The sequence below is a fragment of the Pseudomonas sp. SHLD1 genome (genome assembly GCF_028640935.1).
Lineage (GTDB): Bacteria > Pseudomonadota > Gammaproteobacteria > Pseudomonadales > Pseudomonadaceae > Chryseomonas > Chryseomonas aestiva.
In genome coordinates, this window is record NZ_JAQZAD010000023.1 from 427,186 (window position 1) to 439,690 (window position 12,505).

The window sequence follows — 12,505 nt, forward strand, 5'->3', positions numbered from 1 at the left end:
GATCCGGCGCCGGGGGAGTTCAGCCCGCCGGGCCGCGGAAACGAAAAACCCGCCGGAGGGCGGGTTCTCGTGAGGCCGGGTCGCGTTACTTCTCGACGAAAGCGCGCTCGATCAGGTAGTCGCCCGGATCGCCCATGCGCGGCGAGATGGTCAGGCCGAATTCGTTCAGCACGGCGCTGGTCTCGTCCAGCATGCTCGGGCTGCCGCAGATCATGGCGCGGTCGTCCTGCGGATTGATCGGCGGCAGGCCGATGTCCGCGAACAGCTTGCCGCTGCGCATCAGGTCGGTCTGACGCCCCTGGTTGCGGAATTCTTCGCGGGTGACCAGGGGGTAGTAGATCAGCTTCTCGCGGACCAGATCGCCGATGAACTCGTGCTCCGGCAGGGTCTTGGTGATGAAGTCGGCGTAGGCCAGCTCGTTCACGTAGCGCACGCCGTGGACCAGGATCACCTTCTCGAAGCGCTCGTAGGTCTCCGGATCCTGGATGGTGCTCAGGAAGGGCGCCATGCCGGTGCCGGTGCTCAGCAGATAGAGGTGCTTGGCGGGCTTCAGGTCACTGAGGATCAGGGTGCCGGTGGGCTTGCGGCTTACCATCAGGTTGTCGCCTTCCTTGAGGTGCTGCAGGCGCGAGGTCAGGGGGCCGTCCGGCACCTTGATGCTGAAGAACTCCAGGTGCTCTTCATAGTTGGGGCTGGCGATGCTGTAGGCACGCATCAGCGGACGACCGCCTTCGGTCTCCAGGCCGATCATCACGAACTGACCGTTCTCGAAACGCAGGCCCGCATTGCGGGTGGTCTTGAAGCTGAACAGGGTGTCGTTCCAGTGATGAACGCTCAGGACGCGCTCGGTGTACAGGTTGCTCATCGATGACTCCAGGAAAAATCGGTACAGCCCGGGGCTGGATAGAAATTGCGCGACAGTTTATAGAGGGGGAAAATATCCGTGAAATGAATAATTCGAATATCGGTTATCCAAAAGGCAGATATGAGATTCACGTTGCGTCAACTCGAGGTCTTCGTCGCCGTGGCCCGCCAGGAAAGCGTTTCCCGCGCGGCCGAGGCGCTCAGTCTGTCGCAGTCGGCCACCAGTACCGCCCTGGGCGAACTGGAACGGCAATTCGACTGCCGGGTGTTCGACCGCGCCGGTAAGCGTTTGACGCTCAACGCCCTGGGTCGTCAGCTGCTACCCAAGGCGGTGGCCCTGCTGGACCGCAGCGCCGAGGTGGAAAACCTGCTGCGCGGCAAGACCGGCTTCGGCTCCCTGGAGGTCGGCGCGACCCTTACCATCGGCAACTACCTGGCCACCCTGCTGCTGGGCGACTTCATGCAGCGCCATCCCGACTGCCGGGTGCGGCTGCACGTGCACAACACCGCCAGCGTGGTGCAGCGCATCGCCAACCATGACATCGACCTCGGCCTGATCGAGGGCGACTGCCAGCATCCGGACCTGGAGGTGCAGCCCTGGATCGAGGACGAACTGGTGGCGTTCTGCGCGCCCGGACACGCCCTGGCAGGCAGACAGGCCGCCCAGGCCGAACTGGAAGCCCAGGCCTGGATCCTGCGCGAACAGGGCTCCGGCACCCGCCTGACCTTCGACCAGGCCATGCGGCATCACGCCCAGCCGCTGGACGTGCGCCTGGAGCTGGAACACACCGAGGCCATCCTGCGCGCGGTGGAGTCGGGGCTGGGCATCGGCTGCCTGTCGCGGCTGGCGCTGCGCGATGCCTTCGCCCGCGGCACCCTGGTGCCCATCGAGACGCCAACCCTCGATCTGCGTCGCCAGTTCTGCTTCATCTGGCACAAGCAGAAGTACCAGACCGGGGCCATGGTCGAATTCCTCGACCTCTGTCGCCAACTGACCCTGGGCCTGAGCCGCAGCGACCAGATCGACACCGCACGGCCCCGGCCCGGACGCTAGCGGCTGACGCCGGTCCGATTACTGGCCCTGGTAGAGGCGGCGATTCTCCAGCTCCCGCTGCTCGTGGCGGCGGTGGGCGCGCAGCGCCAGCAGGGCCAGGATGCCGATCACCAGGCGATAGCCCTGGGAATAGAGATCCAGCTCGGCGGTGGCCGACTCGCCCAGTACGCCGCTGATCAGCCGCACCACGAACAGCGTCAGCTGCACGAAGGCCACCAGCAGCAGGCCGGCCGACAGCCATTCCGCCCGGCGAAAGGCCAGCACGGCGAACAGCGCCAGGGCGAACTGCATGCCGCCGTACCAGACCCGCGCCTCGGCCACCGACGCCGAATCCATCAGTACCATGCCGCGGGCGTTGGCCATCTCGTAGGGATAGAACCAATGCGCCAGGGCGAGGCCAAACCAGACCAGGGCCTGCAGACCCAACACCAGACGTGCGAAGCGAAGCTCGGACATTCCCCGTTTCTCCTTGGGGCTAGAGACGAATGACAGCCGCTCCAGTGTAGCCAGCGCCGGGAGCGATCTGCACTGCCGATGCAGACCGCCACAGGCGGGTTAGGGTTCGCCGGAAGGGCTGCGGTAAGCTGCAGGCCTCCACCCTTCCGGCTCCTGCCCCGAGCCCGCCGCCCGAGAGATCGCCATGCCCGCCGCCCTGCCCGCCCAGCCGCCGCTGGTGCTGTCCATCCAGTCCCATGTCGCCTACGGCCACGTCGGCAATGCCGCCGCCACCCTACCGCTGCAACTGCTTGGCCTGCAGCCGGTGGTGGTCAACACGGTGCAATTCTCCAATCACACCGGCTATGGCGAATTCAAGGGCCAGGTCTTTCCGCCCGAACACATCCACGACGTACTCGACGGCCTGCGCGCCCGCGGCGTGCTGGAGCGCTGCGTGGCGGTGCTCTCCGGCTACCTGGGCGACGCCGCCATCGGCGAGGTGATCCTTGGCGTGGTGCAGGAGATCCGCCGTCAGCGTGGCGACCTGCAGTATCTCTGCGATCCGGTGATGGGCGACGTCGGCCGCGGCATCTTCGTGCGTCCCGGCATCCCCGACTTCCTGCGCCGCCGCGCCATCGAACAGGCCAGCCTGATCACTCCCAACCAGTACGAATTCGAGCTGTTGCACGGCCAGCCGCTGGCCGACACCGCCGACGCCGTGAGCGCCGCCCGACTGCTGCTCGGTCGCCCCGGCCAACCGGGCCCTACGACCATCGTCATCACCAGCCTGCGCACCCCGGACCTGCCCACCGACGTCCTCAGCACCCTGGTGGTGGAGGCGGCGGATGCCTGGCTGGTGCAGACGCCCTACCTGGACCTGCAGCCGCTGCCCAACGGCATGGGCGATGTCTTTTCCGCGGTGCTGCTGGGCCAACTGCTCAACGGCCAGTCCACACCTGCTGCCGCATCCCATGCGGTCAGCGCGCTCTACGCCCTGGTCGCCCGCACCGGCCCCGGCAGCCGCGACCTGCCGCTGATCGCCGCCCGCGACCAGATCGTGCGACCAGGCGAATTGTTCGAGGCGCAGCGGCTGGCGTAGGTTGGGTTGAGCGCCAGCGAAGCCCGACGCCGCCGGGCTCTGTAGGGCTTCGACGATGGAGCTGTCTCAACCCAACCTACGGGTGCGCTTTGCCCCCTCTTCCTCAGGGAGAGGGCTGGGGTGAGGGAAAGCGCGGCTACCGCCGCTCACGCCGACTGCAGATGCCGCTCGCGCTGCTCCTGGCGCTCCTTGGCTTCCACGCTGAGGGTCGCGGTAGGCCGCAACAGCAGGCGGGCAAGGCCGATGGGTTCGCCGGTCTCCTGGCACCAGCCGTAGTCGTCGCGGGCCAGGCGCTCCAGGGCCTCGTCGATCTTGTCCAGCAGCTTCTTTTCCCGTTCCAGCTGGCGCAGCTGCCACTGGCGTTCCCGCTCGGCATTACCGACATCGGCCGGGTCGCCGTGGGTGTCCAGGCCGCGCAGGTCTTCCACCTGCTCGTCGATCAGCCGTTGCAGGTCGCCGCGCTGGGTGAGCAGCAGTCGACGAAAGAATTCCCGCTGGACCTCGTTCATGTAGTCCGTGGCAGGTTGTGCCGCGAGTTCTTCAGGGGTCATAAGGGAGCCCTCCATCCGCAAATGTTACATTATAACTCTCCATAGTGGCTCTAGCCTGCATCTGCCAGCCGTAGAATCCATCACAAAAAGTCGGTAGTGCCTCAGCCAAAACCACTACACAAAGGCAAAAGCCTGTGCGAAAGTAGCTCCACAACCTGTATGACAACCTTACAACCACATAAGCAGGTCTCCATGTTCGCCAAGGTTCCCGCCAATGTGCTGAGCGACAACGTCGCCCAGCAGCTGCTGGACAAGATCGAAGCCGGCGTCTTCGCCCCCGGCAGCAAGATCCCCAGCGAAGCCCTGCTGTCCGAAGCCTTCGGTGTCAGCCGCACCGTGGTGCGCGAGGCCATCTCGCGGCTGAAGAACGAAGGCGTGCTGCAGCCCCAGCAGGGTCGCGGCATCTTCGTCACGGCCCACGCCAGCATCCGCCCGCTGCGCATCGACGCCGACGAAGCCAGTCTGCCCGGCAGCGTCTTCCACCTGCTGGACCTGCGTCGCGCCATCGAGGCCGAGATCGCCTCCGAAGCCGCCATCAACCGCAGCGAGACCGATCTGGTCGCCATCGACGAGGCCCTGGCCGCCATCGACGAAGAGGTCGCCGACGGCCATGACGGGGTACGGGCCGACGTGGCCTTCCATCGCACCATCGCCCAGGCCACCGGCAATCCCTACTTCATCAGGACCCTGGAATTCGTCAGCCAGTACCTGGAGACAGCCACGCGCATCACCCGCACCAACGAGGCGCGGCGCGAGGATTTTTCCCGCCAGGTACATGAAGAACACCAGGCCATCGTCGCCGCCATCCGCCTCGGCGATCCCCTGGCCGCCGCCAACGCCGCCCGCCAGCACATCTACAACGCCGCCCGCCGCCTGCGGCAGGCCGGCTTCGCCTGACCTTTTCTGGAGAACAACAAGATGCAAGACAACGTCGGTGTCATCGGCCTCGGGGCCATGGGTCTGGGCGTCGCCCGTTCGCTGCTGCGTGCCGGCTTCGCCGTGCATGCCTGCGACGTGCGCGCCAGCGTGCTGGAAAGCTTCGCCAGCGAAGGCGGCGTGGCCTGCACCTCGCCCGCGGCCCTGGCCAACAGCTGCGACATCCTCATCACCGTGGTGGTCAACGCCGAGCAGACCGAAGCCGTACTGTTCGGTGAAGGCGGCGCCGCCTCTGCCCTGCGGCCGGGCAGCCTGGTGATCGCCTGCGCCACGGTGGCGCCGGCCTATGCCGTCGAGCTGGGCGAGCGCCTGGCCGAGCGCGGCATCCTGCTGCTGGACGCCCCGCTCTCCGGGGGCGCCGCCAAGGCCGCCAGCGGCGAGATGACCATGATGACCTCCGGCACCGCGGAAGCCTACGCCAAGGGCGAGGCAGTCCTGGCCGCCATGGCCGGCAAGGTCTATCGCCTAGGCGATGCGCCCGGCCAGGGCTCCAAGGTCAAGATCATCAACCAGCTGTTGGCCGGGGTGCACATCGCCGCCTCCGCCGAGGCCATGGCCCTGGGCCTGCGCGAAGGCGTCGATCCGGACGCCCTCTACGAGGTCATCACCCACAGCGCCGGCAATTCCTGGATGTTCGAGAATCGCGTGCCGCACATCCTCAAGGCCGACTACACCCCGCTGTCCGCCGTGGACATCTTCGTCAAGGACCTGGGCCTAGTGCTGGATACCGCGCGCACCTCGAAATTCCCGCTGCCGCTGTCGGCCACCGCCCACCAGATGTTCATGCAGGCGTCCACCGCCGGCCATGGTCGTGAAGACGACTCGGCGGTGATCAAGATCTTCCCGGGCATCGAGCTGCCCAAGGCCGCGGAGTGAAACCCATGAGCCAGACCGAGACACGCCCGCTGCTGGGCTGCATCGCCGACGACTTCACCGGCGCCACCGATCTCGCCAACATGCTGGTGCGTGGCGGCATGCGCACCGTGCAGGTGATCGGCGTGCCCGCGGCCGACGCCGAACTCGAAGCGGCCGACGCCGTGGTAGTGGCGCTGAAATCCCGCACCACGCCGGCCGCCGAGGCGGTGAGCGAATCCCTGGCCGCCCTCGCCTGGCTGCGCCAGCGCGGCTGCCGGCAATTCTTCTTCAAGTACTGCTCGACCTTCGATTCCACTGCCGCAGGCAACATCGGCCCGGTAGCCGAGGCCTTGCAGGAGGCACTGGACTGCGACTTCACCCTGGCCTGCCCGGCCTTCCCGGAAACCGGGCGCACCCTGTTCCGCGGCCACCTGTTCGTGCAGGACCAGCTGCTCAGCGAGTCCGGCATGCAGCACCACCCGCTGACGCCCATGGGCGACGCCAACCTGGTGCGGGTGCTGCAGGCCCAGAGCGGCGGCAAGGTAGGGCTGCTGCGCTACGACCAGGTCGCCAAGGGCCCCGAGGCCGTGCGCGCGGCCCTCGCCGAATTGCGGACTTCGGGTCATCGCCTGGCCATCGCCGATGCCCTGTCCGACGCCGATCTGCACACCCTGGGCACGGCCTGTGCCGAGCTGCCCCTGGTCACCGGTGGTTCAGGCATTGCCCAGGGCCTGCCGGAGAATTTCCGCCGCGCCGGCCTGCTCCAGGCCCATGACGCCGCCGCCCTGGCGCTGCCCGCCGGTGGCGAAGCCGTGCTGGCCGGCAGCGCTTCCCAGGCCACCAATGGCCAGGTCGCCGCCTGGCTGGAAGCCGGTCGCCCGGCCCTGCGCCTGGACCCGCTGGCCCTGGCCCAGGGTGACGACAGTATCGACGCCGCCCTCGCCTGGGCGCGTGACCAGGGCCAGGCCGTGCTCATCTATGCCACCAGTCCCACCGACGAGGTCAAGGCCATCCAGCGCGAGCTGGGCGTGGCGCGCGCCGGTGAACTGGTGGAACGCGCCCTCGGCCTGATCGCCCGCGGCCTGTTCGACAGCGGCGTACGCCGTCTGGTGGTGGCCGGTGGCGAAACCTCCGGCGCCGTGGTCCAGGCGCTGGGTGTACAGGCCCTGCGCATCGGCGCCCAGATCGATCCGGGCGTGCCGGCCACCCTCGGCCAGGTGCAGGGCGAACCCCTGGCCCTGGCGCTCAAGTCCGGCAACTTCGGCAGCCGCGACTTCTTCGCCAAGGCCCTGCGCCAGCTGGCGGGAGAACAGCCATGAGCGCCGAAGCCCGCCTGCGCGAAGAGATCTGCACCGTCGGCGCCAGCCTCTATGCCCGCGGCTACACCGTGGGCAGCGCCGGCAACATCAGCGCCCGCCTGGAAGACGGCTGGCTGATCACCCCCACCGACGCCTGCCTCGGTCGCCTGGATCCGGCGGCCATCGCCAAGGTTGGCCTGGATGGCGACTGGGTCTCCGGCGACAAGCCATCCAAGACCCTGGCCCTGCATCGCCAGGTCTACGACCGCAATCCCGGCGTCGGCGGCGTGGTGCACACCCACTCCACCCACCTGGTGGCCCTGACCCTGGCCGGCGTCTGGCGCCCGGACGACATCCTGCCCCCCATCACCCCCTACCAGGTGATGAAGGTCGGCCATATCCCGCTGATTCCCTATGCCCGCCCCGGCGCCGCCAGCGTCGCCGAGCAGGTGGCGCAACTGGCCAACCGGGTCCGCGGCGTGATGCTCGAACGCCTCGGCCCGGTGGTCTGGGAAAGCAGCGTGAGCAAGGCCAGCTTCGCCCTGGAGGAGCTGGAAGAAACCGCGCGGCTGTGGCTGCTCAGCGAGCCGCGCCCGGCGCCGCTCGATGCCGCCGCCCTGGCCGAACTGGCGGAGACCTTCGGCGCCGTCTGGTGACCTGAAGCCCGCGCTACCGCAACACCCCCACGATGGCCCTCGCCGGCCATCGCGGGATCGGCTTGCCCTGGAAAAACAACAATAGCGAGGAAAGTGCCATGTCCCACGTCGTCAGCCTCACCTGCCCGGAGTCCCGCTCATGAGTCCGTTGCTGCTGGTCCTCATCGCCGCAGCGGGCATCGCCCTGCTGCTGTTCCTGGTTCTCAAGTACAAATTCCAGCCCTTCGTGGCGCTGATGCTGGTGAGCATCCTGGTGGCCCTGGCCGCTGGCGTCGAACCGTCCAAGCTGGTCGCCACCATCGAAGGCGGCATGGGCAAGATCCTCGGCCACATCGCCATCATCATCGCCCTGGGCGCCATGATCGGCCGCATCATCGAGCTCTCCGGCGGCGCCGAGGCCCTGGCCAAGACGCTGATCGAGCGCTTCGGCAACAGACGCACGCCGCTGGCCCTGACCCTGGCCGGCTTCCTGGTCGGCATCCCGGTGTTCTTCGAGGTCGGCGTGATCGTGCTGATGCCGCTGGCCTATGGCATCGCCCGCACCGCGCGCAAGCCGCTGATCGTCTTCGCCCTGCCGATGTGCGCCACCATGCTCACCGTGCATGCCATGCTGCCGCCCCACCCGGGCGCCGTGGCCGCCGCCGGCCAGCTGGGCGCCGACCTGGGTCGGGTGCTGCTGTTCGGCCTGCCGATCACCGCCGTGCTGGCCCTGATCGGCTGGTGGGTGGCCGGGCGCATGACCCGTCGTCACTACCCCATGACCGACGACATCCGCAGCGACGTCTATGGTCCGCAGATCACCGACACCCACCTGCAGCAGTGGGGCCGCGGCCAGGACATGGCCCCCGGCCTGCCCAGCCTCGGCGCCGCCGCGGTCAAGGTCGACGAGACCCCGGCCGGCCTCGCCGCCGGTCTGCCGCCCGCCCCGGCCCCCGGCTTCGGCCTGGTGGTGACCCTGATCCTGCTGCCCATCGTGCTGATCCTGCTGGGCACCCTGGCCACCAGCTGGCTACCGGCCGGCAACCTGCTGCGCGACATCTTCACCGTGGTCGGCGCGCCCCTGGTGGCGCTGCTGATCGACACCCTGCTGTGCGCCTATGTGCTGGGCTTCCGCCGCGGCTGGTCGCGCGAGCAGGTCTCGGACGTCATCGGCTCGGCGCTGCCCGGCGTGGCCATGGTCATCCTCATCGCCGGTGCCGGCGGCGTCTTTGGCAAGGTGCTGGTGGACACCGGCATCGGCGCGGTGGTCTCGGAGCTGTTGCGCGCCACCGGCCTGCCGGTGCTCGCGCTGGGCTTCGTGCTGACCCTGCTGCTGCGCGCGGTACAAGGCTCCACCACCGTGGCCCTGGTCACCACCGCCGGCATCCTCGGCCCGCTGATCGCCACCCTCGACCTCTCGGCCAACCACATGGCCCTGCTCTGCCTGGCCATGGGCGCCGGTGGTCTGGCCGTGTCGCACATCAACGACGCCGGCTACTGGATCTTCACCAAGCTGGTCGGCCTGAGCGTCGCCGACGGCTTGCGTACCTGGACCGTCCTGACCACCCTGCTAGGGTGCCTGGGCTTCGCCATCACCCTGCTGCTCTGGCCCTTCGTCTGATCTGGGAGACAAGCCATGCCCCGTTTCGCCGCCAACCTCAGCATGCTCTACCCCGAGCATGCCTTCCTCGACCGCTTCGCCGCCGCCGCCGCGGATGGCTTCCAGGCCGTGGAATACCTCTTTCCCTATGAGCACACCGCCGCCGAGATCAAGACCCGTCTGGACGCCGCCGGCCTGACCCAGGTGCTGTTCAACGCCCCGCCCGGTGACTGGGCCGCCGGCGAACGCGGCCTGGCCGCCCTGCCCGGTCGCGAGGCCGAGTGCCGCGCCGGCATCGACCGCGCGCTGGACTACGCCGCCGTGCTGGGCAATCGCCTGGTGCATGTGATGGCCGGCCTGCTGCCCGCCGGGGTCGACCGGGCCCGCGCCCGCGACACCTACCTGGGCAACCTGGCCCATGCCGTCGAACAGGCGGCCAAGGCCGGGGTGACGATCCTCGTCGAGCCCATCAACGAGCGCGACATGCCCGGCTACTTCCTCAATCGCCAGGACGACGCCCAGGCCATCCGCCAGGCCATAGGTGCCAGCAACCTCAAGGTGCAGTTCGACTGCTACCACTGCCAGATCGTCGAGGGCGACGTCAGCAAGACCTTCGAGCGCGACTTCGCCGGCATCGGCCACGTGCAGATCGCCGGGGTGCCCGATCGCCACGAACCGGACCTGGGGGAGTTGCACTACCCCTACCTGTTCGAGCGCTTCGACGCCCTCGGCTACGACGGCTGGATCGGCTGCGAATACCGTCCACGGGGCGACACCTCGGCCGGGCTGGAATGGTTGCGCACGCTCAGGGCCTAAGCCCAATACCCCACGCTGCCTGCGCCCCTGTTGGGCTTCGACGATAGAGCCGTCTCAGCCCAACCTACCCTCCTGTAGGTTGGGCTGAGCAACGCGAAGCCCAACACCTCGCACGCCCCGCCGCGCTCCCCTGCTGGGCTTCGACGAAAGAGCCGTCTCAACTTAACCTACGCTCAGACTTGTAGGGTGGACAACGGCGCAGCCTTGTCCACCGTCAGGCACCTAGGCCCAGTGGAAAACGCTGCGCGGTTTTCCACGCTACGGATCTATCGCGGACCGCCATGGGCGCGCTAAAAACGCCCCCCTACACCTCCACCACCGCCAACGGCTGCCCCAGCCTTCTCCGGAATTCCTCCAGGAACGCCGGAGCGAAGGCCCGCGCCGGCCAGTGGTTGAAGATGAAGCCCAGGTCGGAGAAGGCGCAGGGCTGGGGGAAGTCGAAGCCGTTGATGTCGTCTTCGTGAGCGCATTCCGGGCAGGCGAAGTTGTCGCTTTCCGCCGGCATCCACACCTCCAGATGCTCGAACAGCGCCTCGCCGATCTCGCGGCGGCAGGCGGGGCAGCGGGCGCGCCCTTCGAAGCCCTCCAACGGGGTGAAGATGCAGCGCTCGGTAACGATCTCCAGACCGCCATCGGCGAAATCGCGCGGATCGTCCATGCCTGGCGCCAGGCGCAGCACCTCGGTCAGTCGCGGACCCGGCGCATGGCCACGCCGGCCGCGACTGGGCAGGCAGGGCGAGGCCTCGGCCCTGACCACGCCACTGGCGGCGAGCCAGCCGAGAATCTCCACGGCGGTGCGCTCCACCCGCGGATGGCTGGAAATGCGGGGAGCGAGGATGGTCTGGCGCAGGGTCATGGAACACGGGTCTCGAAGGAAGGGGCGCGCAGCTTAATGTGCTGCTCGCCCCACGCCCAGAGCTGCTAAGGTGAGGCCGACGAAAGCCACAGAAAGCGCCCCATGTTCAAGGACCCCTTCGCCCGCCTCGGTCTCGACCGCGAGGTGCTCAGCGTCAGCCAGCTCAACAGCCGCGCCCGGGTGCTGCTGGAAGATGTCTTCGCCCAGGTCTGGGTCGAGGGCGAGATCTCCAACCTGGCCAAGCCCGCCTCGGGCCACCTGTATTTCACGTTGAAGGACGGCCAGGCCCAGGTGCGCTGCGCGCTGTTCCGCCAGCACGCCAGCCGGTTGCGCCAGGCGCTGCGTGACGGCCTGGCGGTCAAGGTGCGCGGCAAGGTCTCGCTGTTCGAGGGCCGCGGTGACTACCAGCTGATTCTCGACAGCGTCGAGCCCGCCGGCGACGGCGCCCTGCGCCTGGCCTTCGAGGCGCTCAAGGAGCGCCTGGCCGCCGAAGGGCTGTTCGCCGCCGAGCGCAAGCGCGCGCTGCCTGCCCATCCGCAACGCATCGGCATCGTCTCTTCGCCCACCGGCGCGGTGATCCGCGACATCGTCAGCGTGTTCAGGCGACGGGCGCCCCAGGTCGAACTGACGCTGATCCCCACCGCGGTGCAGGGCCGCGAGGCCACCGCCCAGATCGTCCGCGCCCTGCAACTGGCCGACCGCCAGGGTTTCGATGCGCTGATCCTGGCGCGCGGCGGCGGCTCGCTGGAAGACCTCTGGTGCTTCAACGAAGAACCCGTGGCCCGTGCCCTGGCCGCCTGCCGGACCCCGGTGGTGAGCGCCGTGGGGCACGAGACCGATGTCTCCATCGCCGACTTCGTCGCCGATGTCCGCGCGCCGACGCCTTCGGCGGCCGCGGAATTGCTCGCGCCCCATAGCGCCGACCTGCGCCAGCGCCTCGACGGTCTGCATCGCCAGCTGCTCTTGCGCATGCGCGAACGACTGGCCCGCGAGCGGTTGCGCCTGGACGCCTGCAGCCGCCGCCTACGGCATCCTGGCGAGCGCCTGCGCCAGCAGGCCCAACGGCTGGACGACCTGGATCTGCGCCTGCGCCGTGCCTATGTCATCGCCCAGAATCGCCGTCGCGATCGCCTGGCCCACCTGGACACCCGGCTGGCCGGCCAACATCCGGGGCGCCAGCTGGCCCTGCTGCACCAACGGCTGGAGCAGCTGGCCGAACGCCTGCCACGGGTCATGCAGCGGCAGCTGAAGGAGCGTCAGCAGCGCCTGGCCGGTACCGTCCAGACCCTGCAGATCGTCAGCCCCCTGGCCACCCTGGGTCGCGGCTACAGCATCCTGCTCGACGAGCGGGGCCATGCCGTGCGTGCCGCCGCCGAGGTCGCCAATGGGCAAAAGCTCACCGCCCGGCTCGCCGAGGGCGAATTGGCGGTCCGGGTACTGGACAATCACCAGGAACCCATCACTCTGTCTCTGTTGGACTAATCGGTCCAACCCGGACCGATGGTG

At 68.4% G+C, this 12,505-nt stretch carries 13 protein-coding genes; 9 read left to right on the plus strand and 4 right to left on the minus strand.

Annotation, left to right across the window (positions count from 1 at the left end; all coding sequences use genetic code 11):
* Positions 1-85 precede the first annotated feature (85 nt).
* On the minus strand, positions 86-865 hold the full coding sequence (gene fpr / locus PVZ77_RS18060) for a ferredoxin-NADP reductase (RefSeq protein WP_007160677.1): 780 nt from the start codon (positions 863-865) through the stop codon (positions 86-88).
* 120 nt (positions 866-985) lie between these two features.
* On the opposite strand from fpr, the gene PVZ77_RS18065 reads away from it, so the two are divergent.
* Positions 986-1,918 (plus strand): LysR family transcriptional regulator, encoded by a 933-nt coding sequence (locus tag PVZ77_RS18065; protein WP_273807912.1) that lies wholly within the window; start codon positions 986-988, stop codon positions 1,916-1,918.
* Between the two features lie 18 nt (positions 1,919-1,936).
* Here the strand turns inward: PVZ77_RS18065 and PVZ77_RS18070 are convergent, their stop codons facing one another.
* Positions 1,937-2,374, minus strand: coding sequence for a DUF4345 family protein (locus PVZ77_RS18070; protein WP_133863180.1), 438 nt, complete (start codon positions 2,372-2,374; stop codon positions 1,937-1,939).
* Between the two features lie 184 nt (positions 2,375-2,558).
* On the opposite strand from PVZ77_RS18070, the gene pdxY reads away from it, so the two are divergent.
* Entirely contained in the window at positions 2,559-3,452 is an 894-nt protein-coding gene (gene pdxY / locus PVZ77_RS18075) for a pyridoxal kinase PdxY (RefSeq protein ID WP_273807913.1), read from the plus strand.
* Positions 3,453-3,598: 146 nt separating this feature from the next.
* On the opposite strand, the gene dksA is transcribed toward pdxY, so the two are convergent.
* On the minus strand, positions 3,599-4,003 hold the full coding sequence (gene dksA / locus PVZ77_RS18080) for an RNA polymerase-binding protein DksA (RefSeq protein ID WP_273807914.1): 405 nt from the start codon (positions 4,001-4,003) through the stop codon (positions 3,599-3,601).
* Positions 4,004-4,195: 192 nt separating this feature from the next.
* Between dksA and PVZ77_RS18085 the strand changes: the two genes are divergently transcribed.
* From PVZ77_RS18085 to otnI, 6 genes are all read left to right on the plus strand, one after another.
* A complete protein-coding gene (locus tag PVZ77_RS18085; RefSeq protein ID WP_007163085.1) occupies positions 4,196-4,900 on the plus strand; it encodes a FadR/GntR family transcriptional regulator in 705 nt (234 codons plus the stop codon).
* Between the two features lie 21 nt (positions 4,901-4,921).
* The gene (gene ltnD / locus PVZ77_RS18090) at positions 4,922-5,815 is read left to right on the plus strand and encodes an L-threonate dehydrogenase (RefSeq protein WP_273807915.1); all 894 of its coding nucleotides are present in this window, start codon (positions 4,922-4,924) and stop codon (positions 5,813-5,815) included.
* Positions 5,816-5,820: 5 nt separating this feature from the next.
* Complete coding sequence (gene otnK, locus PVZ77_RS18095; protein ID WP_273807916.1) at positions 5,821-7,113, plus strand: 3-oxo-tetronate kinase; 1,293 nt, start codon at positions 5,821-5,823, stop codon at positions 7,111-7,113.
* A complete protein-coding gene (gene otnC, locus PVZ77_RS18100; RefSeq protein ID WP_231354589.1) occupies positions 7,110-7,748 on the plus strand; it encodes a 3-oxo-tetronate 4-phosphate decarboxylase in 639 nt (212 codons plus the stop codon). Before otnK ends, otnC begins: the two co-directional genes overlap by 4 nt.
* 139 nt (positions 7,749-7,887) lie before the next feature.
* Positions 7,888-9,348 carry a GntT/GntP/DsdX family permease gene (locus PVZ77_RS18105; protein ID WP_273807917.1) on the plus strand — a complete coding sequence of 487 codons (1,461 nt, stop codon included), beginning with the start codon at positions 7,888-7,890 and terminating at the stop codon, positions 9,346-9,348.
* A gap of 15 nt (positions 9,349-9,363) precedes the next feature.
* Positions 9,364-10,143: a 2-oxo-tetronate isomerase gene (gene otnI / locus PVZ77_RS18110; RefSeq protein WP_273807918.1), complete on the plus strand. Its 780-nt coding sequence runs from the start codon at positions 9,364-9,366 to the stop codon at positions 10,141-10,143.
* Positions 10,144-10,447: 304 nt separating this feature from the next.
* Here the strand turns inward: otnI and PVZ77_RS18115 are convergent, their stop codons facing one another.
* The gene (locus tag PVZ77_RS18115) at positions 10,448-10,999 is read right to left on the minus strand and encodes a sugar ABC transporter ATPase (RefSeq protein WP_273807919.1); all 552 of its coding nucleotides are present in this window, start codon (positions 10,997-10,999) and stop codon (positions 10,448-10,450) included.
* A 102-nt stretch (positions 11,000-11,101) separates the two neighbouring features.
* Between PVZ77_RS18115 and xseA the strand changes: the two genes are divergently transcribed.
* Positions 11,102-12,481, plus strand: coding sequence for an exodeoxyribonuclease VII large subunit (gene xseA / locus PVZ77_RS18120; protein WP_273807920.1), 1,380 nt, complete (start codon positions 11,102-11,104; stop codon positions 12,479-12,481).
* Positions 12,482-12,505 lie beyond the last annotated feature (24 nt).